This is a genomic window from Kitasatospora sp. NPDC038210 (assembly GCF_055600605.1).
The window spans coordinates 229,993-255,439 of record NZ_JBVJYK010000007.1 but is presented as its reverse complement, the minus strand read 5'-3'; the positions used below and the strand labels follow the sequence as shown (position 1 = coordinate 255,439).

General features: G+C 76.2%; 24 protein-coding genes and 1 pseudogene. 9 read left to right on the top strand and 16 right to left on the bottom strand.

Annotated elements, in window-relative coordinates; genetic code table 11:
• Positions 1-107: 107 nt before the first annotated feature.
• Positions 108-1,409, bottom strand: a complete 1,302-nt coding sequence (locus ACZ7KX_RS17385) for an MFS transporter (protein ID WP_470327154.1) — start codon at positions 1,407-1,409, stop codon at positions 108-110.
• Between the two features lie 133 nt (positions 1,410-1,542).
• On the opposite strand from ACZ7KX_RS17385, the gene ACZ7KX_RS17380 reads away from it, so the two are divergent.
• Positions 1,543-2,427, top strand: a complete 885-nt coding sequence (locus ACZ7KX_RS17380; RefSeq protein WP_470327153.1) for a winged helix-turn-helix transcriptional regulator — start codon at positions 1,543-1,545, stop codon at positions 2,425-2,427.
• Between the two features lie 67 nt (positions 2,428-2,494).
• Here the strand turns inward: ACZ7KX_RS17380 and ACZ7KX_RS17375 are convergent, their stop codons facing one another.
• Positions 2,495-2,890, bottom strand: coding sequence for an SsgA family sporulation/cell division regulator (locus ACZ7KX_RS17375; RefSeq protein ID WP_350525807.1), 396 nt, complete (start codon positions 2,888-2,890; stop codon positions 2,495-2,497).
• 255 nt (positions 2,891-3,145) lie between these two features.
• A complete protein-coding gene (locus ACZ7KX_RS17370) occupies positions 3,146-3,580 on the bottom strand; it encodes an SRPBCC family protein (RefSeq protein WP_350525806.1) in 435 nt (144 codons plus the stop codon).
• Positions 3,581-3,739: 159 nt separating this feature from the next.
• Here ACZ7KX_RS17370 and ACZ7KX_RS17365 point away from each other — a divergent pair, with 159 nt between their 5' ends.
• The 4 genes from ACZ7KX_RS17365 to ACZ7KX_RS17350 all read left to right on the top strand — a co-directional run bounded on the left by ACZ7KX_RS17365 (position 3,740) and on the right by ACZ7KX_RS17350 (position 6,785).
• Positions 3,740-4,492, top strand: a complete 753-nt coding sequence (locus ACZ7KX_RS17365) for a response regulator transcription factor (protein ID WP_470327152.1) — start codon at positions 3,740-3,742, stop codon at positions 4,490-4,492.
• Between the two features lie 8 nt (positions 4,493-4,500).
• Entirely contained in the window at positions 4,501-5,997 is a 1,497-nt protein-coding gene (locus tag ACZ7KX_RS17360; RefSeq protein WP_470327151.1) for a sensor histidine kinase, read from the top strand.
• Between the two features lie 135 nt (positions 5,998-6,132).
• The gene (locus tag ACZ7KX_RS17355; protein WP_470327150.1) at positions 6,133-6,591 is read left to right on the top strand and encodes a hypothetical protein; all 459 of its coding nucleotides are present in this window, start codon (positions 6,133-6,135) and stop codon (positions 6,589-6,591) included.
• Entirely contained in the window at positions 6,588-6,785 is a 198-nt protein-coding gene (locus ACZ7KX_RS17350) for a hypothetical protein (protein ID WP_350525802.1), read from the top strand. The genes ACZ7KX_RS17355 and ACZ7KX_RS17350 overlap by 4 nt, the downstream gene beginning before the upstream one ends.
• 194 nt (positions 6,786-6,979) lie before the next feature.
• On the opposite strand, the gene ACZ7KX_RS17345 is transcribed toward ACZ7KX_RS17350, so the two are convergent.
• Positions 6,980-7,825: a hypothetical protein gene (locus tag ACZ7KX_RS17345; RefSeq protein WP_470327149.1), complete on the bottom strand. Its 846-nt coding sequence runs from the start codon at positions 7,823-7,825 to the stop codon at positions 6,980-6,982.
• Between the two features lie 199 nt (positions 7,826-8,024).
• Here ACZ7KX_RS17345 and ACZ7KX_RS17340 point away from each other — a divergent pair, with 199 nt between their 5' ends.
• Positions 8,025-8,231 (top strand): hypothetical protein, encoded by a 207-nt coding sequence (locus ACZ7KX_RS17340; RefSeq protein ID WP_470327148.1) that lies wholly within the window; start codon positions 8,025-8,027, stop codon positions 8,229-8,231.
• An 80-nt stretch (positions 8,232-8,311) separates the two neighbouring features.
• Here ACZ7KX_RS17340 and ACZ7KX_RS17335 read toward each other — a convergent pair whose 3' ends face one another.
• Complete coding sequence (locus ACZ7KX_RS17335; protein ID WP_470327147.1) at positions 8,312-9,295, bottom strand: SMP-30/gluconolactonase/LRE family protein; 984 nt, start codon at positions 9,293-9,295, stop codon at positions 8,312-8,314.
• 255 nt (positions 9,296-9,550) lie between these two features.
• Between ACZ7KX_RS17335 and ACZ7KX_RS17330 the strand changes: the two genes are divergently transcribed.
• Positions 9,551-10,288 carry a hypothetical protein gene (locus ACZ7KX_RS17330; protein ID WP_470327146.1) on the top strand — a complete coding sequence of 246 codons (738 nt, stop codon included), beginning with the start codon at positions 9,551-9,553 and terminating at the stop codon, positions 10,286-10,288.
• Positions 10,289-10,385: 97 nt separating this feature from the next.
• On the opposite strand, the gene ACZ7KX_RS17325 is transcribed toward ACZ7KX_RS17330, so the two are convergent.
• The 4 genes from ACZ7KX_RS17325 to ACZ7KX_RS17310 form a co-directional block, all read right to left on the bottom strand.
• Complete coding sequence (locus ACZ7KX_RS17325) at positions 10,386-11,279, bottom strand: NAD-dependent protein deacetylase (protein ID WP_470327145.1); 894 nt, start codon at positions 11,277-11,279, stop codon at positions 10,386-10,388.
• A 43-nt stretch (positions 11,280-11,322) separates the two neighbouring features.
• Complete coding sequence (locus ACZ7KX_RS17320) at positions 11,323-12,018, bottom strand: P-loop nucleotide/nucleoside kinase family protein (RefSeq protein WP_470327144.1); 696 nt, start codon at positions 12,016-12,018, stop codon at positions 11,323-11,325.
• A gap of 505 nt (positions 12,019-12,523) precedes the next feature.
• Positions 12,524-13,270 (bottom strand): maleylpyruvate isomerase family mycothiol-dependent enzyme, encoded by a 747-nt coding sequence (locus ACZ7KX_RS17315; RefSeq protein ID WP_470327143.1) that lies wholly within the window; start codon positions 13,268-13,270, stop codon positions 12,524-12,526.
• 108 nt (positions 13,271-13,378) lie between these two features.
• Positions 13,379-14,188, bottom strand: a complete 810-nt coding sequence (locus tag ACZ7KX_RS17310) for a methyltransferase domain-containing protein (RefSeq protein WP_396546003.1) — start codon at positions 14,186-14,188, stop codon at positions 13,379-13,381.
• A 222-nt stretch (positions 14,189-14,410) separates the two neighbouring features.
• Between ACZ7KX_RS17310 and ACZ7KX_RS17305 the strand changes: the two genes are divergently transcribed.
• Both ACZ7KX_RS17305 and ACZ7KX_RS17300 read left to right on the top strand, forming a co-directional pair.
• Positions 14,411-15,109: a Tat pathway signal sequence domain protein gene (locus ACZ7KX_RS17305; RefSeq protein WP_470327142.1), complete on the top strand. Its 699-nt coding sequence runs from the start codon at positions 14,411-14,413 to the stop codon at positions 15,107-15,109.
• 162 nt (positions 15,110-15,271) lie between these two features.
• Positions 15,272-15,469, top strand: a pseudogene (locus tag ACZ7KX_RS17300) (CbtA family protein); the annotation flags it as partial.
• Between the two features lie 107 nt (positions 15,470-15,576).
• On the opposite strand, the gene ACZ7KX_RS17295 reads toward ACZ7KX_RS17300, so the two are convergent.
• From ACZ7KX_RS17295 to ACZ7KX_RS17265, 7 genes are read right to left on the bottom strand one after another with little or no spacing between them, the layout of a single operon-like run.
• On the bottom strand, positions 15,577-16,326 hold the full coding sequence (locus ACZ7KX_RS17295) for a class I SAM-dependent methyltransferase (protein WP_470327141.1): 750 nt from the start codon (positions 16,324-16,326) through the stop codon (positions 15,577-15,579).
• A 3-nt stretch (positions 16,327-16,329) separates the two neighbouring features.
• Complete coding sequence (locus ACZ7KX_RS17290) at positions 16,330-17,097, bottom strand: SDR family oxidoreductase (RefSeq protein WP_470327140.1); 768 nt, start codon at positions 17,095-17,097, stop codon at positions 16,330-16,332.
• Complete coding sequence (locus ACZ7KX_RS17285) at positions 17,085-17,948, bottom strand: TauD/TfdA family dioxygenase (protein ID WP_470327139.1); 864 nt, start codon at positions 17,946-17,948, stop codon at positions 17,085-17,087. Before ACZ7KX_RS17285 ends, ACZ7KX_RS17290 begins: the two co-directional genes overlap by 13 nt.
• Positions 17,936-19,216, bottom strand: a complete 1,281-nt coding sequence (locus tag ACZ7KX_RS17280) for an aspartate aminotransferase family protein (protein ID WP_470327267.1) — start codon at positions 19,214-19,216, stop codon at positions 17,936-17,938. The genes ACZ7KX_RS17285 and ACZ7KX_RS17280 overlap by 13 nt, the downstream gene beginning before the upstream one ends.
• A gap of 11 nt (positions 19,217-19,227) precedes the next feature.
• Positions 19,228-23,697: an AMP-binding protein gene (locus tag ACZ7KX_RS17275; protein WP_470327138.1), complete on the bottom strand. Its 4,470-nt coding sequence runs from the start codon at positions 23,695-23,697 to the stop codon at positions 19,228-19,230.
• Positions 23,694-24,278, bottom strand: coding sequence for a DUF6309 family protein (locus ACZ7KX_RS17270; RefSeq protein ID WP_470327137.1), 585 nt, complete (start codon positions 24,276-24,278; stop codon positions 23,694-23,696). Before ACZ7KX_RS17270 ends, ACZ7KX_RS17275 begins: the two co-directional genes overlap by 4 nt.
• A gap of 11 nt (positions 24,279-24,289) precedes the next feature.
• Positions 24,290-25,087 carry a phytanoyl-CoA dioxygenase family protein gene (locus ACZ7KX_RS17265; protein ID WP_470327136.1) on the bottom strand — a complete coding sequence of 266 codons (798 nt, stop codon included), beginning with the start codon at positions 25,085-25,087 and terminating at the stop codon, positions 24,290-24,292.
• Positions 25,088-25,447 lie beyond the last annotated feature (360 nt).

Sequence of the window (25,447 nt, the reverse complement as noted above, 5' to 3'; positions counted from 1 at the left end):
CCCGCACCGGCCGCACGGGGCCGACCGTGGCGGCCGAAGTGGCCGGAGTGGCCGGGGCCGCCGGAGACCCCCGTCCCCCGGCCGCCCCGGCGCATCCGCCCGCCGTGTCAGGCAAGTTCGCGCAGCCGGCGGATCGGGCCGGCCATGAGGATCGCGGGGCTGGCCAGGCTGGCGACCGCCAGCAGGAGCAGAGCGGTGCGGGGGCCCCAGGCGGTGGAGGCGGCACCGGCGGCGAGGGCGCCGACGGGGATGGCTCCCCAGGAGACGAAGCGGACGGTGGCCATCACCCTGGGGAGCAGGTCGGGCGGGGTCTGGGTCTGACGGTGGGTGCGGGTGACGATGCTGGTGACCACGACGCCCGCCGAGAAGCCGGCGTTGCCGACGGCGAAGACCAGCGTCGCCCAGCCGGAGCCGGCCGCCGGGAGGAGGAAGGCGAACAGCGCGGCGAACAGCGCCGCCCACCGCAGTGCGCCGCCGCTGCCGATCCGGGCGACCAGACGGGGCGTGACGGCGGCGCCGAGCAGGCTGCCCAGCCCACCGGTGGCCATCAGGGCGCCCACTGCGGCGACCGGCGCGTCGAGGGTGCGGACCAGGAACACCGGGGTGAGGGTCATCAGGCCGCCGCAGACGAAGTTGACGGCGGTGGCGTCGGCGGCGCACGGCCCGATGACCGGGTGCCGGGTGACGTAGCGCCAGCCCTCGCGGATCTGCTCGCGCATGCCCGCCCCGGGGGTCCGTGCGGTCGGCTGTTCCGCGCGGGGCAGGCTGCCCAGCAGCACGGCCGAGGCCAGGTAGCTGACCGTGTCCAGCACCATCGAGGCGGCACCGCCGAGGAGTTGGACCAGCACGCCACCGAGCGAGGGGCCGGCCAGCTCGGTCGCGGCGGAGGTGCCGGAGAGCAGGCTGTTGCGGGCGGTCAGCTGTTCCTTGGCGACGATCGAGGGCAGGAAGGTGGAGTTGCCGACGTCGAAGACCACGCTGGCGAGGCCGATGACCAGTGCCACCGCCACGAGCTGCGGCAGCCCGAGTACCCCGAAGGCGGCCGCCAGCGGCACCGAGGCCACGGCCGCCGCGCGGACCAGGTCCATCGCGACCTGCGTGCCGCGCAGCGGCAGCCGGTGGACCAGGACGCCGGCCGGCAGTCCGACCAGCAGCCAGGCGACGTAGGCCGCTCCGGTGATCAGACCGACCTGCAGCGCCGTGGCGTGCAGGGTGACGACGGCGATCAGCGGCAGGGCCACCCGGGTGACTTCGTCCCCGAAACGGCTGACGGTCGAGGCGCTCCAGTAGCGCCAGAACACCCCCGCCCCGCCCTCGCGTTCCGCCCCGCGCCGACTGCCCTCCTCCGGCCCGTGCCCGCTCCCCCGTTCCGTCCCGCGTCCCGTCGCAACCGCTGTGCGCGTCGCCACGTCCACCCCTTCCCGTCCGCCGCTCCCGCCGCGACCGCCCCCGTGCGCCGTTCCGGCAGGCCGATCCGGCGGGTGCGCCGGCGAGCAGTCCGGCGAGTGAGTCTCATTTTGGAACTCACTATAATCGATACTCATGCGGCACACCGAAGCGGCTGACCCCGACTGCGCGATCTCCCAGGCCCTGACCGTGGTCGGCGACACCTGGACCCTGCTGCTGATCAGGGACATCGCCGGCGGCACCCACCACTTCGACGGCCTGCGCACCGCGCTCGGGATCAGCCGCCGGGTGCTCACCGAACGGCTCAAGGCGCTCGTCGAGGACGGGATCCTGGAGAAGCGGCTCTACCACCCGCACCCGCCGCGCTACGAGTACCACCTGACGGCGACCGGCCGCGGCCTGCTGCCCGTCCTGGTCGCCCTGCAGGACTGGGGCGGGCGCTACGTCCTGGGCGACGGATCACTCTCGGCCACCAGCCCCGCCGACTCCGCCGAGACCCGCCGCGTCCACGCCCTGGCCGGCCACCGGCTGCCACCGCTGGAACTCGCCTCCGCCGCCGGCGAGCCCGTCGACCCGGTCGCGGCCGGCGCCGCCTGGACGGTGCTCTACTGCTACCCCGGCGCCTACCCGCCCGGCGGCCACGACTACCCGCCCGGCTGGGGCACCATTCCCGGCGCCGCCGGCTGCACCCTGGAGTCCAGCACCTACCGCGACCGGATGGCCGAGTTCACCGCCCGCGACGCCGGCGTCTACGGCGTCAGCACCCAACGCCCCGACCAACTGGCCGCGTTCGCCGAGCACGCGCGCATCCCGTTCCCGCTGCTCTCCGACGCCGAGCTGCAGTTGGCCGCCACGCTGCGCCTGCCCACCTTCCGGGCCGCCGGCGTGGACCGGCTCAAGCGGCTCACCCTCGTCCTCGACGCCACCCGCACCGTACGGGGCGTCCTCTACCCCGTCGTCGACCCGGCCGGCTCCGTCGAGGACGCCCTCACCCTCCTCGACCGGCTCGCCGGCGCGTAACCGCCCGGCCGACGGGCGGACAGCAGGCCAGCAGGCCAGGGGGTCAGGGGGTCAGGGGGCAGCCACGTCAGGAGGTCAACAGGTCCTCCAGGCCGTCGCCCCAGTCGATCCGGGTGTGCTCCGAGCCCGCCGGCACGAGCTCGGCCGTGGCACCCACGAACCGGTCGACCTCCGCGGCGGAGGTCGCGAGCAGGGCGACGCCCTCGCTCCCGGCCAGCGCGATGAGCAGGCGGGTGTCGTCGAAGGGTGCGACGTGGACGTCGCCCTCGCCCACGGGCGCGTGGATGCCGGCGGTCAGCAGGTCGCGCGAGATCGTCCACACCGTGCCCGCCTGGAAGGCGCTGAAGTCCAGGTCTATCGCGTAGGGGTCGTCGGGCCGGTAGGACCAGTCGACGTCCAGGTCCCGGCTGTGTTCGTCGCCGGTCATCAGCCGCATGCCGATCCGGGCGGTGAGACGTTCCATCGAGCGGGTCCCCTTCCTCGGGCGTTCGTCGCGGCGCCCCGGGCGCCGCCGTACCGTGCCGTGCGTTCCGTGCCGTGCCGGGCGCCGCCGTACCGTGCCGTGCGTTCCGTGCCGTGCCGCGCCGCGCCCGGCGTTCCGCGCCCTCGTCCCCGTACCTCCGCTCTCGCGTGCACGTCGTGACGAGTCTCCCGTCCCGGTGGGCCGTTGCGCGAACCCGCCCGCGTGTCGGTCCACGGGAAGCGCCCCGACGGAGGCTCAGTCGACCGGCGGCCCGGCGCTGGCCTCGACGTGGCGCTTGAAGTCGGCCAGGTCGTCGATGACCCGCCGGTCGACGAAACCGAGCGCGCCGGCCAGGTGCTCCCAGAGCCCGTGCGGCTCGACCTCCAGCTGGAGCATCACCCGGGTGGTCCGGTCGTCCACCTGGTGGAAGGTGACCACGCCGGAGTGCTTCACCGACCCGTCCCCGCCGTCCCAGGCCACCCGCTCGCCCTCGACCACCTCCGTGGTCACCGCCTCGAACCCGCGCCGGCCGGCCGCCGTACTCACCACCCAGCTGCTGCTGCCCGGGGCGTCCCGGTCGACGCTCACCACGCCGCGCATGAAGTGCGGGAACTCCTCGCACCGGATCCACTGCTCGTACACCGTGGCCAGCGGGGCCAGCACCTCGACCGACTCCTCGATCCGTCCCATCGCTCCTCCTCGTCCTCCCCGGCCCCGCCACGCCCGGCGGCGGCCCGTGGTGACCGCGTGCCCCGATCCCCGCCGGGCATGCACACGTCCTCGCGGCCCCCGCGGAGACCGGAATCCGGAGGTGTGAGAGAGTCGGCGGCCGAACACGAGGAGGAGCCGATGAACGGGAACGGGTCCGCGGGCGGCGACGGCCCCGCCGGCGGCGGCCGGGTCCTGGTGGTGGACGACGACGCGGCGATCCGGCGCACCCTGGAACGCGGCCTGCGACTGAGCGGGTTCACCGTCGCGCTGGCCGAGGACGGCGAGACGGCGCTCGCCCGTCTGCTGCCCGCCGACCCGGACGCCCCGCCGCCCGCCGCGACGGACGTCCTGGTGCTCGACGTCTCGATGCCCGGCCTCAGCGGCGCCGAGGTCTGCCGGACCCTGCGCGCCCGGGGCGACGACGTCCCGGTCCTGATGCTCTCGGCGCTGGACGAACCCGCCGACCGGGTGGCCGGGCTCCAGGCCGGGGCGGACGACTACCTGGTGAAGCCCTTCGCCCTGGAGGAGTTGGTGCTCCGGCTGCGCGCCCTGCTGCGCCGCCGCCCGCCGCTGCCCACCGACCGCGTGCTGGCCGGGCCGCTGGCGATCGACCCGGCCACCCGGGAGGCCCGCCTCGACGGACGCGAACTCCGGCTCACCCGGCGGGAGTTCGAGCTGCTCACCCAGCTCGCCCGGAACCAGGGCATCGTGCTCTCCCGCGAGCTGCTGCTGGAACGGGTCTGGGGGTACGACTTCGAGGTGCGCAGCGACGCCGTGGACACCTTCGTCAGCTACCTGCGGCGCAAGCTGGAGGCCGACGGCCGGCCCCGGCTGATCCACACCGTCCGGGGCGTCGGCTTCGTGCTGCGCCTGCCCGGCGCGAACGGGTAGCGGCCGCCGTGAAGCTCTCCACCCGGATCGCCCTGTGGGCCGCCGCCGTGGTGCCGCTGCTGGTGGTGCTGGCCGGACTCCTGCTGCTGCCGCTGGTCGGCCGGGACCTGCGCCACCAGCAGGACGCCCGGCTGGCCGACCGGGCCACCGCCGTCCTGCCGAGCGTGCGCGCACTGGTCGCCGCCGACACCCGCGGCCGGCCCAAGGTCGAACAGAACCAGCAGCGCAAGGTCGTGGACGCCGCCCTGGACTCGGGCGTGCGGGTCACCGCGCAGGACGGCACCGTGCTGCTGTCGGTCGGCCCGCAGCCCGCCGACGACCGGGCCTTCCCCGGCACACCGGGCGGGCCGGCCACCGTCCACGACCACGGCGCGGCGTGGCGGGTGCTGACCGTCCACGTCTCCGGCGGCGGGGCGAACGGCGGCAGCGGCACCCTCTGGGTCAGCGAACCCGGCAGCCTGGCCGGCAACCAGACGGCGACGGTCCGCCGACGGGTCCTGCTCGTGGCGGCGGTCGCCGCGCCGCTCTCCGCCCTGATCGGCTTCGCCCTCGCCGAGCGCGCCACCGCACCGCTGCGCCGGCTCAGCCGCCGCGCGACGGAGCTCGACCCGGCGGCGCCCCGGACGCTCGGCACCGAGGACGGCACGGGCGGTGCCCCCTTCACCGCGGAGCGCAGCGGCACCGCCGAGGTGGACGAACTCGCCGCCGCCCTCGCCCTGTTGCTCGCCCGCTACGACGAACAGGCCCTGCGCACCGCCCAGGCGCTGGAGACCGCGCGCTCCTTCTCGGCCGCCGCCTCGCACGAGCTGCGGACCCCGCTGATGAGCCTGGGCACCAACCTGGACGTCCTGGCCGCCCACCAGGACCTCCCGACCGGCGAACGGGCGGAGATCGTCGCCGAGTTGCGCGACGACCACGCCCGACTGCTGGACCTGCTCACCGCGCTCGGCACGCTCGCACGCGGCGACCTCGTCGAGGTCGACTCCTTCGGCCCGGTCGACCTCGCCGACCTCACCGACGCGGCCGCCGCCGACGCCCGGCGACGGCGTCCGGAAGCCGACATCACCGTCGAACTCCCCTCGGAGCTCAGGGTGTTCGGATGGGAACCCGGCCTGCGGATCATGCTCGTCAATCTGCTGGTCAACGCCGCCGTGCACGGTCGCGGCGGGCCGCAGCGGACCGAGCCGGCCCGGGTGACGGTCCGGCTGGTCCCGGCCGGCAGGGTCGCCCTGCTCACCGTCGACGACACCGGGCCCGGCATCCCGCCGGCCGAGCGCGAGGCGGTCTTCCACCGCTTCCACCGCCGGCGGGACAGTCCGGGTTCGGGGCTCGGGCTCACCCTGGTCGCCCAGCAGGCCGCGCTGCACCGGGGCACCGTGCGGATCGGCGAGCCGCCCGGCGGGACGGGGTGCCGGATGGAGGTCCGCCTGCCCATGCCGGACACCGACACGCCGACCCTGCGGCTCCCGGTACGGCGGGACTGGATCGCGGGCGAGGAGCGCTGAGGCCCTCCGCCGCCCCGGCCCCCGTTCCACAGGGAATCCACAAGAAGCCGTCCTACGCTCCCGGCGACCGGGCCGGACCGGGCCCGCACCCACCGGCCCGGTCTCCGAGACCGTCCACGGCAGAAAGGGACGCCCATGTCCGCCATCCGTACGTCCGTCATGCCCGTCCGCCGCAGGGTCACCGGCCGCCGGGCCGCCGCCCTCGGCGCGCTCGCCCTCGCCGGCTCGCTGCTCGCCACCGCACCCGCCCAGGCGGACGGGGCGGGCGGCTCGCCCACCGCCGCCGCGTCCGCCGCCTCCACGCCCACCGGTGACGGCGCGAAGGCCATCTGCAAGCGGCTGCCGAAGACCGAGCAGCACGTCACCAAGGCGCTCACCCGGCTGAACGGCGACGCCACCGTGCCCGGTTCGGTCGCCCGCCTGCAGCAGCGGGCCGACAACGCCAAGGCCGCCGGGCACACCGAGATCCAGACCCTCCTCAACGACCGCCTCACCGCTCGCAAGGGCCTGGTCACCACCCTGCAGACCCGGCAGAAGGACCTCACCGCCGTCGCCACCTGGTGCGGCGCGCACGACCAGGGCGCGTCCAAGTGACCCGCCGCCCGTCCGCCCTCCTCGCTGCCCTCGCCCTCGCCGGGGTCGCCCTGCTCACGGCCTGCGGCCCGTCCGGGCATCCGGCCCCCGGCGCCGCCGACAGCGCCCAGGTCCAGGACATGCAGCACAAGCTCGACGCCGCCGAGAGCGCGGCCGCCCAGGCCGACAACGACTCGGCCACCGACGACAACTGACGCCCGGCGGGCCTGACCAGCCTGACGGCCGACGGCACCTGGCGACCGACGGTGCCTGACGGCCGGCGGCACCGTTGGCGCCTGACGACACCCGCCGCACCGGACACCGCTCGCCGACCCGTTCGGCGAGCGGTGTCCGGCTGCCCGCCGGAGCCCGCCCGGCTCGACCGCGCCGAACGGCGCCCCGCCCGGCCTCAGGCCGTCACGGCGGGCTGTTCGGCGTCGCCGAAGCGGGCCAGGGTCAGTGCACCGGCGACCGCGGCCAGGAAACCCAGGACGGCGACCGGAGCCAGGTCGTGCCGGGTGTGGTCGCCGAGGACGAGCACCCCCACCACCGCCGGGCCCACCGTCTCCCCCAGCACCATCGCCGCCGTCGCGGCCGTCACCGACCCGTGCTGCATCGCCCAGGTCAGCGCGGCGAACCCGCCGATCCCCGCCACCGCGACCGCGTACGCCGAGGGTTCGACCAGCAACTGCGGCAGCCGCGGCTCCGGCAGCACCCGCACCGCCACCCCGACCACCCCGAACTGAAGGCCCGCCACCAGCCCCAGCAGCGGGGCACGACGGGCACCGCCGTACCGCACCACCACCCAGCCCGCGCCGACCAGGGCCACCGAGACCAGCAGCACCCCCAGCCGCAGCGCGTCGTCGCCGGTGCCGTGGCCGTCCCGCCCGGCGGTGAGCGCCAGCAGCAACAGCCCCGTACAGACCGCCGCCACCCCGGCCCACTCGCTGCGTCGCAGCCGTACCCGCAGCACGCGGGCCGCCCCGACGGCCGTCACCGCGAGCGCGGAGGCCAGCGCCGCCTCGACCACGTAGAGCGGAAGCCGCTCCAGGGCGACGAGCTCGGCGGCGAAGCCGCACATGTCCATCCCCACGCCCACCAGGAACGGCCACTGCCGCAGCGCCCCGGCCAGTGCCGCAGCCTCACCCGCCCCCGAATCCGCCCCGCCGGCGCGCCGGGCGCCGACCGCCTGCAGCACGGTGGCCGAGCCGGTGAGCAGCGCGGCCACGAGGGCGGAGAGCAGGCCGATGAGCATGGCCCGACGGTACGACCCCGACCGCCCGCACCTCCGCCTGGCACGCCGTCGCCCCCCGCCCGACGCCCGGACACCCACCCCGCCGCCCCGCCCCGCCGGACCGCACCCGCGAGCCGGACCACCCCCGGCCCCCGGCTCAGGTGGTGCGGCGGGCCGACTCGTGTTCCTGGGCCGGCCGGCGCAGGGCGAGGAGGGCGTCGTGGGAGATCTCCTCACCGAGGGAACGGAGGGCTTCGAGGGTCTCGCCGAGGGCCGCGCGGAAGGGGGCGTGTTGGGAGACCTCCCAGCCGAGTTCGTCGATGAGGGCGTCGACCTCGGCGGCACCGGGTGCGGGGGCCGGTTCGGCGTCCTAGTCGACCGGGCGGGCGCCGACGACCGGTCCGAGGCTGCCGGCCGGACGGCCTGACCACCCCGGAACGGACCACGCCCGGCCACCGCACCGAAGCACGGAGCCGGGCGGGACCGAACGGGACCGAACGGGGCCGGTCAGCGCCGCAGGTCGGCGAGCAGCAGGTTGGGGTCGGTGCGGGTGAAGTAGGCCGCACTGGGGACGTAGACCGTGCCGCCGCGCACCGCCACCGAGGTCGGGTTGGACAGGCCGTCGCCGGCGGTGAGGACGGCGTGGTGGCTGCCGTCCGCCGCGACGTACACCGCCTCGTTGGCCGCGTTCATGGCCGCGATCAGGGCGTCGCCGCGCCCGGTGAAGGCGAAGTCGTCGATGCCCGCGAGCCCGCTCGCGCGGACCTCGGCCGGCCGGGCCGCGCCCTCGTCGCCGATGGGGATGCGCAGCACGTCACCGGAGTCCGTGTTGCCGACCCAGACGGCGCCGCGGTGCACCTTGAGACCGTTGGCGCCGAACGCGGTCACCGGCTTGAGCAGGGCGTCGTCGGACCAGGTCGTGGCGGTGCCGCCGTCCGCCGGGACGGCGTAGACGACGCCGAGCACCGAGTCGGCGGTGAAGAGGCGGCGCTCGTGCGCATCGAGGGCGAGGCCGTTGGGGAAGCCGGTCGCGGGCAGCGCGGCGATCCGCTCGGGGGTGCCGCCGGGGCAGAGCCGCCAGATCCCCTGGAGGTCGTCGGTGCCGGTGGCGTAGCCGAAGTAGAGGGTGCCGTCGTGGGCCCGGGCGATGCCGGTGACGATCGCGGCGCCGATGATCGGGGTGGCCGGGTTCGCGGGGGCGGGCAGGGTGGCGAGGACGGTGAGGTGGCCGCCGGTGTCGACCCGGCCGATCTGCCGGGCGAACGACAGGGTGAGGTCGGCGGAGCCGTCCGGTTCGAGGGCGATGTTCTCGGGCTGCTGCCCCTGGGCGAGGTCGAAGTGGGCGATGATCCGGGGGTCGGACAGCGGGGGCGCGACGGCGACGGCCGGGGTCACGGCCAGCAGCGCGAGGGCCGCACAGGCTGCGGAGACGAGGCCGGCGGCCCGGCCCGTACGGGGTGTGCGCCGGGCCGGTCCGAACAGGTGGGGCATGCTCTCTCCTTGATCGACGGGGTCGGCGACGGTCGCCTGCCCGCCAGCAGAACACTCCTGACTGCGCCTCACGCGTGACCGGCCGCCGCACCCGCGGCAACATCCCCCGGTCGGTCGTCCCGCCAGCGCGGCCTGGCGCGCCCCGGCGTCCGGAGCCCGCCCCGAAATGTGACGTGGCCCTGTCTAGTTCGTTCCCGTCCCGGTGTGATGGGATGTGCGCTCACGGGGTGATGACCGCTGGTGGGGGTGGTGTGTGTGAGGCGCAACGGACGGCCGTCGGGACTCGACGGGGACGCGGCCAACCTGGTCGCCGTCGGACTGGTCCGGCTGGGCGCGCAGGAGTGGCTGGGCTCGGCGGGCGGGGCGCCGGCCTGGGTGGGCGGTCTGCGGGCGGCCTCGTTCGCGGACGCCTGGCTGGCGTTCGGCGACCCGGCGGCGCCCGGGCTGCGGGTCCCGGCGGCGGCGGTGCTGCGGGCGCTCGCCGGACGGGCGGCGAAGCTGGTCGTCGAGTCCTGCGCGGGGGACGAGTCGGCGGCCCTGGAGTGGCTGGGGCAGCGGTCGGCGGAGGCCCGCGAACAGGCACAGCGGGACGACGTGGCGCACCCGGCCGAGCCCTGCGCGCTGACCCTGGTGTGGCACGGCGTCCAGGCCCTGGCCGCCGGGGACGGGCCGGACAGGCCGGACGGACCGGACGGAACGCCCCATGGCCGGCACTTCGAGGAGCACGTCGAGGAGCCCGTCGAGCAACGCGTCGGGCAGCGGCGGATCGAGGAGCGGATCGAGGCGTACGTACGGGAGCGGCACCGGCGCCAGGACACCCTCGCGCTGGTACTGGGCTGCACCCGGATCGCCGCGGCCGCGCTGGTCGAGCTGTGCGAGGGCGATCCGGGGCGGGTGTGCGGGTGGCTGGAGCAGGACGCGGCGCGCGCCATGCCGCGCGGCGGGCCCGTCCCACTGTGGGTGCCCGGGCGGCCCTGGCAGCCGGCGGGCTGACGCGGGCGGCCGGCGGTGCGGCGGGCCGGCGTCGGGTGTCGGGCGTCGGCTCCGCCTGCGGCCGGGGCACCGGCCCGAAGCGGTCGGCGCCCGGGCCTCAGCCGGAGCCCAGGAGGCGGGCGGCCTCGGTCATGGCCGGCCCCAGGGGGAGGTCGAGGCGGAACGCGGCCAGGTCGTCGCCGCGGGTGGGGCCCTGGTTGACGATGGCGACGGGCAGGTGCGCCCGGGCGGCACGGCGGACGAAGCGCAGGCCCGACAGGACCGCCAGCGAGGAGCCGAGGACCACCAACGAGCGCGCGGTGTCGACCAGTTCGTAGCAGTGGTCGACCCGGGCGGCGGGCACGTTCTCGCCGAAGAAGACCACATCCGGTTTGAGCACGCCGCCGCAGTCCGCACAGGGCGCGACACGGAAGCCCGCCACCAGCTCCGGAGACAGCTGCGCGTCGCCGTCCGGGCGCAGCACCGCACCGGGGCGGCGGAAGCCCCGGTTCAGCTCGTCGAGGCGGCGGTCGAGGTCGGCCCGGGAGCTGGTGCGTCGGCAGTCGAGGCAGACCACCCGGTCGAGCCCGCCGTGCAGTTCCACGGCCTCACGGGTGCCGGCCGCGTGGTGGAGTCCGTCGACGTTCTGGGTGATGACCGCCGCGACGTGCCCCGAGCGGCGGAGCCGTTCCACCGCGTGGTGGCCGGCGTTCGGCCGGGCCCGGGCGAACGCCGGCCAGCCGGTGTGGCTGCGGGCCCAGTAGCGGCGCCGGGCGGCCTCGCTGCCGGTGAACTCCTGGTAGGTCATCGGGGTGCCGCTGCGGCGGCGGCCGGTGGCGCCGCGGTAGTCGGGGATGCCGGACTCGGTGGACAGGCCGGCGCCGCTGAGCACCACCGCGCCGCGCCGGTCCAGCAACCGGACGAGGCCCGCGAGGTCGGCGGGATCTGCGGGGCGTGCGAGGCCCGCCGGGTTCTCCGGCGCCTCCCGCGCGGTGGCTTCCGACGCGTCCATACCGCCGAGGGTAACTCCGGCGGGGGCCGTCGCCGACGGTCGGCTAGGCGTCCGCCGAGGCGAAGGCGACGATCCGGGCCAGCGGCGGTTGCCAGCCCTCCGTGCTGTCCACCACCAGCCGGGGGACGTCGAGAGCGATCGGCACCCAGGACTCGATCGGCCGCTCCCCCGCCTCGATGCGGCGCAGGAACGCGGCGTCCGCGTGCGCGGCCCGCGAGGGCAGCTCGGCGGCCCGACGCTCGATGCGGCGACGGGCGAGCCCGGGGTCGACGGCGCAGCGGACGACGCGGATGGCGGCCAGGTCCGCGAGCGGTTCCAGGCCCGGACGCCACAGGCGGTCCTGGTAGGCGGCCTCCGCCACCAGGCTCGTCCCCGTCGCGAGCAGTCCGCCGATCGTGCGGAAGAACGCGTCCAGCGTCCTGCGGTCCAGGTCCAGGTCCAGCGTCCTGCGGTCCAGGTCCAGGTCCGGGGCCGGGTCCGGGAGCGGGTCGGGGCCCGTGCCCGGGTCCGCACCCGGATCGGCGCCGTCGGCGAGCATCCGCTCCTTGAGCTCGTCCCGGCAGACCGCCGGCCACCCGAGTTCATCGGCCAGGGCGTGCGCCAACGTGGTCTTGCCCGCCCCGGGCGGTCCGCTGACGACGACCAGCGTCGGGCGTCGGGCCGGACCACCGGGTGCCGGGCCACGGCGGGTCGCCCCGGCGGGCGCCGGGCCACCGGAGGTGGTGCCACCTGACGTCATGCCACGGGATTCTCCCCCGGCCCACCGGCCGTCCGCCACCACCCCTGTCGGTGGCGGACGGCTGTCGGTGGCGGTCGCCCCGCGGTGGGTGGGCCGGAGCGCGGTGCAGCCGCGAAGGGCGGGTGTTCGCCGTCCACCCGGGAGGTGCCGCCGGTCCAGTTGACCGTCTCCCAGGTGTGGCCACCCGACGTCGAGGTGTACGGGGAGGGGCCGCCGCCGGACGAAACCGTGTTGCCGTTGTGCAACTGGCCGACGGTCGAGTGCCGGTGCCCGGACCGGCGCGGGCCTTCAGGGCGGCGGACGGTCCGGGTGGAGCTCCGGGGCGGGGTGGACTTCCACGGCCCGGTGGAGTTCCGAGGCCCGACGGCCGTCCAGGGCCCGGTGGAGTTCCGGGACCCGGTGGAACCCCGGGACCCGGTGGAACTCCGGGCCCGGCCGCGACCGGCGAGCCGGGCGGGGAGGAGGTGCCGGGCGAGCCGGACGTGCCCGAGGTCGGCTCCGGCGCTCACCCCCAGCCCGGCACCGGCGGCAGCGGCCACGACGGCGGCGCCGGCAGCCGGCCGCCGTGCGGCTGCGGAGCCGGCCCGCGACCGGCGAGCCAGGCGAGGAGGCGGTGCCCAGGGCCCCGGACGGTGGCGCCGGTGGCGGCGAGGGTCCAGGCCCGGCCGAGGTCGGTGGCCTCCAGCCGGGCGACCGGGAAGTCCCGCGCGGCCAGGGTGGCGGCGGTCGCGTCGAGCGCCCAGGCGACGTAACCGGCGGGCCAGTCGGCCGTGGTCCGGCCGAGGTCGAGGTCGACGTGGTGGGTTTCGAGTTCGCGCCGGGCGCGGTGGAGGGTGAACCAGGCGGGGTGCCGCCACCCCGCGAGGGCCGACACCAGCGCGGTCCAGCGGTCGACGGGAACGGCCGCCGCCTCGTCGAACAGCCCGTCCAGACTGCACCGGAGGTCCGCGAGGAGCTCGGCCGCACCGCGCTCGGCCCCCGCACGCAGTGCGCGGTCCAGCGCGGCCGCGTCCGCCCGCGGCCCGGGTTCGACGCCGGTCCGGGCCGTCGCCAGCAGCCGGCGGTACGCGTCGGCGCTGCGCGCGAGATGGGTGATGACGTGGGCCCGGCTCCAGCCGGCCAGCGCGGACGGTTCGCGTGCCTGCCGGTCGGTCAGACCGTCCAGGCCGGCGACGAGCCGCTCGGCGGAGCCGCGGACATCGGCGAACAGGGCCGCGAGTTCGGCGCGGGAGGGGTCGGCGGTGAGGGGCACGGCCCGTACTCTACGGGCGGGCACCATCCCCGCCGCAGCGCACCGAGCCGCACCGAGCCGCACCGCACCGAGCCGGCCGCACCGGCGGTCACGGCGGCGGTCACGGCTCTACGGGCGGCGCGCCCAGGCGGAGATCATCGGAGCGGTGGCCAGGTCGAGCCGGCCGGAGGCGACGTTGGCCAGGTGGCGGTCGATCTCCTCGTCCGTGGCGAGGCCCTCCCCCACCAGCAGCCGGCGGATCTGCCGGACCGTCGCGTCCTCCAGGACGGCGCAGGCCGGTGAGGTGATCGGGAAGTACGCGTCGGCCTGCACGTCGACCAGGCCGGCCTCGCGCAGCACCCGGGGCAGCGTCCGCCCGTACGCGAGGTCGGCGCCCCGGCCGGCCATCAGGGTGCGGAAGCCGGATCGGAGCCGGTTGGCCAGGCGCTCGTCGGGGCCCGACTCGTCGGGGCAGAGCAGTGGCTGCAGGGCGGGGTCGGCGTCCTCCAGGAGCAGCCGGCCGCCGGGGCGCAGGGCCTGGACCATCCGGCGCAGGGCTTCGGCGCGGTCGGCCACGTGCACCAGGACCAGCCGGGCGTGCACGAGGTCGAACCCGCCGGGCGGTGGCGGGTCGGCGGCGACGTCGTGGGTCAGCACCTCGATGACGCCGCCCGCCGCGGGGGCGGTCCAGGAGACGTCGATGTCGGTCGCGACCACCGCGCCGGTCGGGCCGACGCGTTCGGCGAGTCCGAGCGGGACGGAGGGGCCGCCGGCCCCGACCTCCCAGCAGCGCATGCCGGGGCCGATCCCGATCGCGTCGACGTGCCGGAAGGTCACCGGGTCGAAGATTTCGGCGAGCGCGCCGAAGCGGACGCCCGCCTGTGACTGCCGGTTGTCCAGCAGGTATCCCCGGTCGCCGTCGTGGTCGTGCTCAGCCATGCCCGCATTGTCGCAGGCCGGGAGCGGGCCGAGAGCGAAGCGGAAGCCGGCCGGGAGCCGAGCCCTTGTTGACGAATAGTCAGCAAGTTCCGTCCATCGCCTTGACGGCGCACGGTCACGGCCCTAGAACCAGTCGTAGAACGTCGTGAGCCCCGGTCCCCCACCGCCCGGGAGCCGCGAAAGGTCGCCTTCCCGCCCCTCACCGAGGAAGAGGCTCCGCCCATGCGTTTCAGCCGTCGCCTTGCCGTCCCCGCCGCCGCCGTCGCGGCCCTCGCCGCCACCACCGCGCTCGCCGTGGTCGTCGCACCCGCGTCCGCGGCACCCGCGCCCGCCGCCGCCGTCCCGGTGCTCACCGCCGGCAGCGCGGGCGGCTCCGCCGTCGCACCCGGCGACGCGCTCGCCGCGCCGCTCGCCGGGGGCACCGTCGCCACCTTCTACTCGACCGCCACCAGCACCACCGGTGTCACCTGTGCCGTCTCGCAGCTGGCCGGGAAGGTGCTGACCAACCCGACGGCTCCCGGCTCGGCCACCGGATCGCTGACCGGGCTGACCTTCGGCTCGTGCACCAGCAACGTCACCGGCGTCACCTCGGTGCGCAGCCTGACCGTCGGCAACCTCCCGTACGGCATCACCGTCTCGGACGGCCCGGGGCTCCCGGTCACCCTCGGCGGCTCGGCCGGGGCGATCCAGGCCACCGCCGTGCTCAACAGCTGGTTCGGCACCATCACGTGCACCTACCAGCTCAGCGGCGCCTTCTCGGGCAACGCCGACAACTCCGCGCACAGCCTGGCGTTCCGCAGCGAGCACTTCGCCAAGAGCGGCGGCTCGGCGCTCTGCCCCGCCGACGGGTACTTCTCCGCGACGTACGGTCCGGTCACCGACACCACCCAGGCGGGCGGCCCTGCGGTGTACGTCAACTGACCTCCCGGCAGGGCCGTGCGGCGCCCGAGGGCCGGTGGCCGCGGGCGCCGCACGGACGCCCCGGGGGCAGACGCCGACGTTCGGGGGCGTCAGATCCCGTTCGCAGCGAGGATTCCACCGGGCGCGCGCCCCGTCCCCGATCGCCGGGGCGCCGAGCATCACGCGCACGGCATCCTCCTCTACGGCATCGCCCTAGGCGGCATCGCCGCGCTCGCCTACTGCTTCGCCCTCGGCCGCACCGGCCGCTTCTCCCCGCGCGCCACGGCGGCCCTGCTGTCCGGCGCCGCACTCGTCGCGGTCTACCTCGTGCCGTTCCTCAAGTACCCGGCCAGCCCACCCTCGGTGGGCGACCCGGAGAGCACCCCGGAGACCGCCGCCTCCGCACACTGAGGCACGCACCGTCCCACCGCCACACCACCGCAGGCCGGTCGGAGCGACACCACGTCGCCCCGACCGGCCTCCGGCGTTCAGGGCCCGGCCGGTCCCTCCCGGTGGCGCCAGCGCACCCGGTCCTCGGCGGTGACCGACCTCGGCGGTCGTGCCGGAGCCCGGTAGCCGTCGGAGGAGAGCACCAGCATCTCGTCGTTCCCCGGCCGGAACTCGTACGCCACCCGCTCCACCCGGCTCGGCACCCCGAGGGCCGCCAGCTCCCGCCGCAGCGCCGCCAACCGCGGGTAGCGCACTCCGGTGTCGTACACCACCAACGGGAACAGCCGGACCTCCCGGCGCGCCACCCGTGCGAGTTCCAGCAGGGCCGCCCGGTGGAAGTCCTCGTCCAGCCGGTTGCCGTACGCGAACAGCAGGTGCGAGCTGAGTACCAGGTCGAACGCGCCGTCACCGAAGGGGAGTTCGGGCAGCGAGCCGGCGACGTAGCGGTCCGGGCGGGCGCCGATGTCGGCCCGGAACTCCCGGGCGTTGGCGATCCACTGGGCGACCAGGTCGTCCACGTCGGCGTACCACGACCACACGCAGCCGGCGGTCTCCTCGGCCAGCAGGTCGCGCTTGAAGCCGGTCTCCCTCTCCACCAGCAGGCCCAACTCCTCGCGGTGGTGGGCGTACTGGCGGTCCACCGCGACGGCGTCGACGCCCCGCCGGCCGGCCCCGGCGACGAAGCTCGCCGCGCCGGCCGGGCAGTCCAGGATGCGCTGCTCCAGGTCGCGGTCGGTGAGCGCGAACATCGCCCGGTACTCGTCGAAGGACCGCGCGCTGACCAGCACGGCTCACCCCCTCCCGACGAACGGCATGGTGGCCGGCAGCACGACCAGGGACTGGATGGTGGTGTCCGGCGGCTGGGAGGCCATCAGGACCAGCGCCTCGGTGAAGCGGTCCACCGGGATGGTCGCCTCGACGGCCATCGTCCCGTCGGCCTGCAGCGCGGCCGGCTGCGGCCCGCCGTCGACGGGGCTGACGTTGCCGACGTCGATCTGTCCGCAGGAGATGCCGTACGGGCGGCCGTCCAGGGCGAGCACCTTGGTGAGGCCGAGGACGGCGTGCTTGGCGGCCGTGTACGCGATGGAGTTGGGGCGCGGCACGTGGGCCGAGGGCGCGCCGTTGTTGATGATCCGCCCGCCCTGCGGGGACTGGGTGCTCATCACCCGGAAGGCCTCGCGCGCACAGAGGAAACCGCCGGTGACGATGGTGTCCAGCACCCGGTTCCAGTCCTCGAACGGGGTCTCGGTGATCGGCCGGCGCGGGGCGGCGGCGCCCGCGTTGTTGAACAGCAGATCCACGCGGCCGTACCGGTCCCGGACGGTGTCGAAGAGCCGGGCGACCTCCGCGGGGCTGCGGATGTCGGTCGGGACGGGCAGCACCCGCGCGGCGGCCTCGCCGGCCAGGGCGGCGGTGTCCTCCAGGGCTTCCTTGCGCCGCCCGGCCACGGCGACGGTCCAGCCGGCCTCCAGCAGGGCCAGCACCGAGGCCCGGCCGAGCCCGCTGCCCCCGCCGGTGACGATCGCCACCCGGCCGTGCGGTGCGGTCAACGCGCCCATTCCTCCCCCTCGTTCACCCAGATCCGCAGCATCCGCCGGGCGTACCGGCCGGGTTCGTCGACGAACGGCGAACGCCCGTGCAGCACCCGGCTGTTGCGGATGATCAGCAGGTCACCGGCGGCCATCGGCAGGCCGAAGGCGATCTCCGGCCGGTACAGCACCTCGTCCAGTACGCCCAGCGCCTCCCACTGACGGTCCGTCAACTCGGGTCCGCCGCGGTCCGGGGAGGAACGGACGGTGCGGGTCTGGTAGTAGCAGCCGACCGTCCCCTCCTTCCGGTGGTAGAGGATCGGGGTGACCACCAGCTGCGGGCCCGCCCGGCCGGTCCGGTCGAAGGTCCAGTCCTCGCAGAGCGTGGCCAGCGCGTCCGGGCGCTCCCGCTCGATCAGGTCGTGGACGTGCCGTGCGCTCGCCAGCTTGGTCAACCCGCCGCCGTCGAAGGCGGGACGCAGGCAGAGCAGGACGAGGAGGTCACAGGTGTCGCAGTGGAAGCCGAGTTCGGTGTTGCCGTCGCCGTCCTGGTCACGCAGCACCGAGGTGAGGTCGCCGCGCCCGTTCTGCGGGACGATCCGGCCGTAGTCCCGCAGCAGGAAGGAGAGCACCCCGGTGATCTCCTCCTCCGGGCGCGCCGGGTCCACCAGGCCGCTGACGTGGGTCACGCCGACGGAGTCGACGGCGTCCCGGACGAAGTCCCGCAGCCGGGCGCGCACCGGCTCCGCCGCACCCCACCGCCCGGCCCGCGCGTCGGCCCACAGCAGCCGCCGCTCCTCCTCCCCCAGCGGGAGCGACCAGAGCTCCCGCCGGGCCTCCAACTCCAGGCTGCTCCAGCCGATTTCCGTCACCGCGTCCATGGTTCCCCTTCCTGTCGGCGTCCGGCCGCGACGGCCTTCGCCCAGAGCTCCAGCGCCTCGTCGATCTGCCCGGCGGTGACCACCAGCGCGGGGATCATCCGGACCACGTTGAGGTGGATCCCGCAGAGCAACAGCAGCAACCCGTGCTCGGCGGCGGCCTGTTGGGCGCGCCGGGCGGCCTCCGGGTCCGGCGCGCCGTCCGGGTGGCAGAACTCGCTCGCGGCCATCAGCCCGAGCCCCCGGACGTCGGCGATCCCGGGCGCCTCGGCGGCGACCCTCCGCAGCCCGGCCAGCAGTCGCGCGCCCTGCGCGGCCGCGTTCTCGACCAGCCGCTCCTCGCGCAGCACGTCCAGGGTCGCCAGGGCGGCCGCGCAGGCCACCGGGTTCCCGCCGTACGTGCCGCCCTGCGAGCCCGGCCACGCACGGCCCATCAGCCCGGCGGGCGCGGCGATCGCGGACAGCGGGAAGCCGCTGGCCAGGCCCTTGGCGGTGACCAGCACATCGGGGCGGACGCCCTCCTCGTACCCGTGGGCCCAGAACCGGCCGGTGCGGCCGAAGCCGGTCTGCACCTCGTCCACCACCAGCAGGATGCCGTGCCGGTCGGCGCGCTCGCGCAGCCCCGCGAGGAAGCCGGGCGGGGCGGGGACGTAGCCGCCCTCGCCGAGCACCGGCTCGACGAACATCGCCGCCGTCTCGGCGGGCGCGGACACGGTGGCCAACACCTCGTCCAGTCCGCGCAGCGCGTACCGCACCGCCTCCTCCTCGGACAGGCCGAGGCGGAAGGCCGCCGGGAAGGGCGCCACCGCGACCCCGGGCACCAGCGGGCCGATGCCAGCCCGGAACCGGGTGCCGGCCGTGGTGAGCGAGGCCGCGCCCATCGTGCGGCCGTGGAAGGACCCCTCGAACACGATGACGTTCTGCCGCCCGGTGGCGTGCCGGGCGAGCCGCAGCGCCGCCTCCACCGCCTCGGTGCCGGCCGTGGCGTAGAACAGCGAGTCCAGGCCGGGCGGCAGCACCTCGCCGAGCCGCTCGGTGAGGGTCAGCAGCCGGTCGTGCAGCACGGTGGTGTACTGGCCGTGGATCAGCCGGCCGGCCTGCTCGCGGACGGCCTCCACCACCCTCGGGTGGCAGTGGCCGGTGCTGGTCACCCCCACGCCGGAGGTGAAGTCGAGGTACCGGCGGCCCTCGGCGTCGTAGAGGTGGAGGCCCTCGCCGCGCACGGCGACGACCGGGGTGGCCTGCTTGAGCACCGGGGAGAGCTGGGACACGGGGCCTGCCTTCACGGGTGAGTCCTGCCTTCGGAAGCTTCGGGACCTCGGGGGCTTCGGGGATCTCGGGTTTCTCGGGGACTTCGCGGGCTTCGGGGCCCTTCGGGAGCGGGCGGGGACGGGTCGGCGGGCGGGGACGGGTCGGCGGGCGGCAGGAAACCGGCCTCGGCGGCCCAGGCCAGCGCGGCCGCCCACCACTGCGGGGTCGGGGCGGTGAAGCGCACGCCCAGCCGGTCCAGCACGGCCGCGGTGTACCCGCTGTCCACCCGGACGTTGCGGTCCTCCTGCTGCGCCCAGGCCGCGGCCAGCCGGGCGGCCGTCGGGTGCCGCCGCTCGGCCTCGGCGATCGCGGCCGCGAAGGTCTCCTCGTCGGTGAGCCGCACCCGGCGGCCCTGCCCGGCGAGCCAGCCGACCAGTTCGTCGTGCGGGACCTCGTACGGCGATTCGACGTGGTAGGCGCCCGGCGCGGCGTACGGGTCGACGGCGATCGCGGCGATCCCGGCGGCCACCGTGTCCACGTGCGAGAACGCGAACGCGGTGTCCGGCCGGCTGGGGGCGGCGCCCGCCAGCAGGTAGCCGCGGATCAGCTGGTAGACCCGGTTGTCGCCGATGTTGGCCTGGAACGCGCCGGTCCGGCTGTGCGCCGCGATGTGGCCGCTGCGGTGCAGGTAGGCGGCGTGCCCCCCGGCGGCCCAGGCCCGGACGGCCTGCTCCGCACGGTACTTGGTCCGCTCGTACGGGGTGCGGAAGTGCTGCCCGATCCCGAGGTCCGCCTCACTGAAGCGACGTGGCGGGCCGTCCACGCCGCCGGAGACGGCGAGCGTGGAGACGTGGTGGACACCGGCGACCGGGGCGTGCTCCCCGACCCAGTCGAGCAGGCGGCGCACCGCCGTGTGGTTGGTGCGCTCCAGCTCGTCCGGCGAGGCCACCAGCCGGACGTCGGCCGCCGCGTGCACGACGATCCGTGCGCCCCGGGCCTGCTCCAGCCCGGCCGGGGAGAGGCCGAGGCCCTCCCGGTCGACGTCCCCGGCGACGGCGTGGACCGCACGGGACGCGCCGTGGCCCAGCCGGTCCAGGGCCCCGGCGTCGTCGGCGGCCCGCACCAGGCAGGTGACGTCGGCGCCGCGGCGGAGGAAGGCGTCCAGCAGGTGCTGCCCGAGGTAGCCGGTGGCGCCGGTGAGCAGCACCCGGGCGGGTTCGCGCACCGTCGCCCGGGCGGTCGGCGGGACACCCGGGTGCAGCAGTTGGCCGGAGGTGGAGAGCGGGGCGCGGACGGGCCGCGCTCGCACCGTCCCGGCCCGCGTCGTCCCGACCCCCGCCTCGGTGGCCACGGCCTCGGCGAACGCGCCGGTGATCCGCTCGGCGGCGTGGTGCGCCAGCGCCGGCCACCCGTACACCAGGTCGGCGACCAGCCGCTGCTCCACGATCCGTGCGGTGAGCCGCAGTTCGTACAGCGGGTCGCCCCCGGCGCAGCGGGCCGTACCGGCCTGCTCCTCGGCGACCGTCCAGTCCAGCGCGGGCTCCTCGGGCAGCCGGAAGGTCCCGAGGAAGTTGAACCCGGCGGCGGGCCGCTCCCCCGGCACGGCGCCCGGCGCGTCCACCCGCGCGTCCCCGGGCGTGTCCCCCGGTACGTCCATCGGCCGGACGGGCGCCTCGCGCAGCCGCCGCGCCACCGTCTGCGGATCGGCCCCGGCCGGCAGTTCGACGTGCTTGACGGCGGTGAACCAGCCGACGGTGTCCAGGAACTCACCCGGATCGCCGGCGGCGTCCCGGCCGTGGGTCTCGACCTCGACGGCGAACCGGGGGCGGCCGCTCCAGCCGGTGACGGCTCCGGCGAAGGCGGCGAGCAGCACGGCCTCCAGCCCGGCCCCGCCGCCGTACCGGCCGACCAGCCGGGCGGTGGCGTCCGCGTCGAGCGCCCAACTGAGCGCGCCGGGCCGGGCCACGGGCGGTGCAGGAGCCCCGACGGCGGGCGCGGCGGCCGTGACGGGCGCGACCCGAGCTCCCGCAGGCCCAGCCCCGGACCCGGCAGGCGCCGCCGCGGCGGCTGCCGCCCAGGCGTAGAAGTCCGCCGTGGGCGGCAGCTCGGCCGGCTTCTGGTCCAGCACCGCCCGGTACGCGTGCGCCAGGTCGTCGAGCAGGATCCGCCAGGACAGCCCGTCGACCACCAGGTGGTGCGCGATCAGCGCGAGCCGGTCGTCCGTCCCGGGCGGGCCCGAGAACAGGTGGACGCGCAGCAGCCGGCCGGCCAACGGGTCGAGGCTGCGGTGGAGTTCGGTGCAGACCCCGGCGATCGTGTCGGCGATCGGGGCGGCCTCGCGCGGGATCCGGGAGTAGGAGACCGGGTCGAGCTCGGGCACCGGCCGGGGTGCGCCGCAACCGCCCGGGGAGACCGGCCGGCGCAGCGCCGGGTGGCGTTCCAGGACGGCCGCGACGGCCGCCGTGAGCGCCGCCGGGTCCACGGCGGTGCGACAGCGCAGCAGCACGGACTGGTTCCAGTGCCGCACGTCCTGCAGGGTCCGCTGCCGGTACAACCAGCGCTGCGCCGGGGCGAGTCGAACGACATCGGCGTCGGTGCCGATGCCGCTACCGCTGCCGGCGTCAGCACCGGCGAGCGGAGCCGGGAGGGACGGTGCGGCCGGGACGGCGGCGGCTGCCAGGCCCTCCGCCGTCGGGTGCCGGTAGTAGTCCTCGTAGGCGACCCGCAGGCCCGAGCGCCGCAGGAACGCGACGGTGCGCATGGCGAGGATGGAGTCCCCGCCGAGGCCCAGTACGTCGGCCCGCGGACCGACTGCGGGCAGTCCGAGCGCGCCGGCCCAGAACCGGGCGATCTCCCCGGCCAGGCCGTGCCGGCCGGCCCCTTCGGCACCCGGGGACTGCGCCCGGGCCTCGACCAGTGCGGCCACCAGCTCGCCCAGCCGTCGGCGGTCGAGCTTGCCGTTCGGCCCCACCGGGAAGTCCGGAAGCACCAGGACCGGCTGGGGCACCGAGTAGCCCGGCAGACGGTCCCGCAGGTACGCGTCGAGGCCGTCGACCGCTGCGATGCCACCCGACAGCCGTACCGCGCCGAGCAGTTGACTGCCGACGGCGGTCTCCCGGAGCAGCGCCGCCGAGCGGACGACGCCCGGGTAGCCGTCCATGGCGCGCTCGACCTCGGCGAGGTCCACCCGGTAGCCGCGCACCTTCACCTGGCGGTCCACCCGGCCCAGGAAGACCAGGTTCCCGTCCGCCCGCCGCCGGCACAGGTCGCCGGTGCGGTACATCACCCGGCCGTCGCGGTGGACGAAGCCGCGGGCCGTCTCGACCGGGCGCCCGAAGTACCCGGCGGTGACGCCGCGCCCGCCGATCAGCAGTTCCCCCGCCGTGCCGTGGGGCACCGCCCGCCCGGCGCCGTCCACCACGGTGAGCAGCACCTCGCCGATCGGCGTGCCGATCGGTACGGTCGCCTCCTCCGCGGGGAGTTGGCGGGCGTCGGCGGCGAGCAGGCAGGTGGCGCCGACGGTGGTCTCGGTCGGCCCGTAGTGGTTGGCCAGCCGGGCGGTGGTGCCGCCGTCGAGCAGGGCGGCGGCGAGCGGCCGGGGCAGCGGCTCGCCGCCGAGCAGCACGGTGTGCAGCGGCGGCGCGTCCGCCGGGCGGCCCTCCAGCAGGGCGGTCAGGTGCGAGGGGGTGGTCTTCAGCACGGTCACCCCGGCGCGCCGCAGCGAGGCCCAGAAGGCGTCCGGGTCGCGCACCTCGCGGTCCGGGACGACGTGCACCGAGCCGCCGGTGGCGAGGGCGAGCAGCCAGGCGGTGTGGCCGAGGTCCGCGGCCAGCGTGGTGACGTGCGCGGTGCACGGCGCGTCGGCCTCGGTGAGGGCGAGCCGTCCGGCCAGCGCCTGCGCGTAGTGCACGGCGTTGGCGTGGGTGACGGCGACGGCCTTGGGCTCGCCGCTCGACCCGGAGGTGAAGGAGAGGTACGCGACGTCCTCGGGCAGCACCTCCTCCCTGCTCTCCCCGTCCGCCCGGCCGTCCCGGCCCGCCCGGTCCCCCCGGTCCTCCCGCCCCTCCCGGGGCCGGGGTACCGGCCGCTCGGGCAGCGCCTCGACGTCCAGCACCTCCCCGCCGAGCCCGCTCTCCGTGGCGAGGACCCGGGCCACCCGTACGGCGGCGAGCCGCCGGGCGAGGTCGGCCGGCGACCAGTCCGGGTCGGCCAGCACGGCCGCCGCGCCCGAGCGCAGCACCCCGTGCAGCAGCACCAGCATCCGGGCGTCCCGGGGCCCGACCAGGGCGACCCTGTCCCCGCGCCCGGTGCCGGCGGCGGCCAGCCGGGCGGCGATCCGGCCGGCTGCGGCGTCCAGCGTGCGGTAGTCGACGCCGCGCACGCCGTCGCTCAGCGCGGGCCGGTCGGGGTGGGCCCGCGCGAGGCGGGCGAGCAGCGCGGGCAAGGAGCGGGCGGCGCAGGCGGACGGTGCGGAGCGGGCGTGCTGCGTCGCGGGGCTCACGCCGACTCGTCCCCCGCCCGGCCCGTCCGGGCCCCCCGGGCCGGCAGCCGGCCGCCCGGCAGCCCTGCGTCGCCCACCAGGTACCCGTCCAGCGCCGCCCGGGCGGGCAGCCGACCGGCCAACTCCCAGGCCAGCATGCGGTGCAGGCCGTCGAGGTGGATCAGCCCGGCCCGGGCGGACAGCTCCCCGTAGTCGGAGTGGTCGACCGGTGCGCTGCTGAGGAACAGCGGCGTGAACGGGGCCCGCCGCAGTAGCTTCAGCTTGGCCGCGCAGACCGGGTTGGCGGCCGTCCAGGCGGCCCCGCCGGAGCGGACCCGGGCGGCCGCCTCCCCCACCGTCAGCCCGGTGCGCGGTACCAGTTCGAGCTCCCCGCCCTCACTGAGGTGCCAGGGCAGGACGACGCCCAGGACGTCCGCCCGTGACAGCCTGACGCGCCACCAGCCGCCGGGCATGCGGTCGGCGCGTTCGAGGTTCTCCTCCCCGTACACGTTGCTGTTCGCCTCGTGGGCCCGCTCCACCGGGTGGTCCCGCAGGTAGGCGTCGTGGACCTCGGAGTAGGCGACGGCGGTGACGATCTCCACGGCAGGGCTCCTCAGACGGTTCCGGTGTACTCGGTGAAGTGCCGTTCCGCGAACAGCTCGGGCCACTGGCCGTCGGCCAGGTCCAGTTCTCGGGCGCGGGCGAGCATCTGCCGCCAGTACGGCTTCACCGGGCGCCAGCGCGCGCCCACCTGGCAGTAGGAGGCGTCGATGAAGTACCGGTTCCGGCCCGGCCCGTCGGGCGCCGGCCTGCGGGTGTGGAACAGCGCCGAGTTGAGCAGGACGGTCGAGCCGGGCGGCAGCCGGTCGATGACCACCTCGCCGGGCAGTTCCGCGGTGCCGCGGTGGGCGAAGGCGGACCTGTCGGCGGTGCCGCGGTGCGAGCCGGGCAGCACGGCCAGGCTGCCGACCTTCTCGTCCAGTCCGCCGAGGTAGTGCAGCGCGTGGACCATCAGCAGCGACGGGTCGGCGCGGTCGTTGGGCTCGCAGTCGTGGTGCCAGGGCTTGCCGGGGATGTCCGGGGCCTGGCGGTCGCTGTGCAGGTGGTGGAACACGAAGGACGGCCCGAGCAGGCGGGTCAGGGTGCCCAACAGCGGCGGGTGGGTGAGGAGTTCGCCGTGCGCCGGCAACTCCAGTTCCAGCAGCGGGGGCGGGCCGTTCCGGGCGGGGTCCGCGCAGGCCGCGATGGAACGGGCCCGCAGCCCGTCGTCCACCCACCGGTCCACCTCGGGGACGAGTCGTTCGCGCAGTGCTTCCGGCAGCAGGCCGGGCAGGACCAGGTACCCGGACTCCAGGAACTGCCGGCGGTTCGCGGTGTCGAGGGCCTCACGCCCTCCCTGGGACAGCGTCACCGGGCCGACCCCCTCCTTCCGTTCGACGGGACGAGCAACGGGACGTGGCACGAGTCAGGCGGCACACGGGGTGATCCGGACCTGCGGCGCCGGCGGAACGCCCGTCACGGCCGCCACAGTCGTCCTGGCCGTCACGGTCGTCACGGCGGCCACGACCGAATCGCGATCACCACGAAGAGACACGGGCCGATCACACAAGGTAGTCCGCCCCAGGAGTATGAACCGGTCTTCGCGTCCACGACAAGACCAAAGCCAACTCGTGGACACCTTCCCGCCACCGTGCCGTTCAGCTCCGGCCACCAGTCGATTCCTCCCCCACGGAGCACTCCGGGCCCCTCCGGCCCCGGTGATTCGCCGCCA

What these genes read in the sequence shown, in the direction of transcription:
- ACZ7KX_RS17335 (WP_470327147.1), bottom strand. Translation starts at nt 9,295, where the DNA reads ATGCCCCACCTGTTCGGACCGGCCCGGCGCACACCCCGTACGGGCCGG.
- ACZ7KX_RS17310 (WP_396546003.1), bottom strand. Translation starts at nt 14,188, where the DNA reads ATGGCTGAGCACGACCACGACGGCGACCGGGGATACCTGCTGGACAAC.
- ACZ7KX_RS17355 (WP_470327150.1), top strand. Translation starts at nt 6,133, where the DNA reads ATGTCCGCCATCCGTACGTCCGTCATGCCCGTCCGCCGCAGGGTCACC.
- ACZ7KX_RS17370 (WP_350525806.1), bottom strand. Translation starts at nt 3,580, where the DNA reads ATGGGACGGATCGAGGAGTCGGTCGAGGTGCTGGCCCCGCTGGCCACG.
- ACZ7KX_RS17365 (WP_470327152.1), top strand. Translation starts at nt 3,740, where the DNA reads ATGAACGGGAACGGGTCCGCGGGCGGCGACGGCCCCGCCGGCGGCGGC.
- ACZ7KX_RS17285 (WP_470327139.1), bottom strand. Translation starts at nt 17,948, where the DNA reads ATGGACGCGGTGACGGAAATCGGCTGGAGCAGCCTGGAGTTGGAGGCC.
- ACZ7KX_RS17345 (WP_470327149.1), bottom strand. Translation starts at nt 7,825, where the DNA reads ATGCTCATCGGCCTGCTCTCCGCCCTCGTGGCCGCGCTGCTCACCGGC.
- ACZ7KX_RS17380 (WP_470327153.1), top strand. Translation starts at nt 1,543, where the DNA reads ATGCGGCACACCGAAGCGGCTGACCCCGACTGCGCGATCTCCCAGGCC.
- ACZ7KX_RS17305 (WP_470327142.1), top strand. Translation starts at nt 14,411, where the DNA reads ATGCGTTTCAGCCGTCGCCTTGCCGTCCCCGCCGCCGCCGTCGCGGCC.
- ACZ7KX_RS17320 (WP_470327144.1), bottom strand. Translation starts at nt 12,018, where the DNA reads ATGACGTCAGGTGGCACCACCTCCGGTGGCCCGGCGCCCGCCGGGGCG.
- ACZ7KX_RS17375 (WP_350525807.1), bottom strand. Translation starts at nt 2,890, where the DNA reads ATGGAACGTCTCACCGCCCGGATCGGCATGCGGCTGATGACCGGCGAC.
- ACZ7KX_RS17325 (WP_470327145.1), bottom strand. Translation starts at nt 11,279, where the DNA reads ATGGACGCGTCGGAAGCCACCGCGCGGGAGGCGCCGGAGAACCCGGCG.
- ACZ7KX_RS17290 (WP_470327140.1), bottom strand. Translation starts at nt 17,097, where the DNA reads ATGGGCGCGTTGACCGCACCGCACGGCCGGGTGGCGATCGTCACCGGC.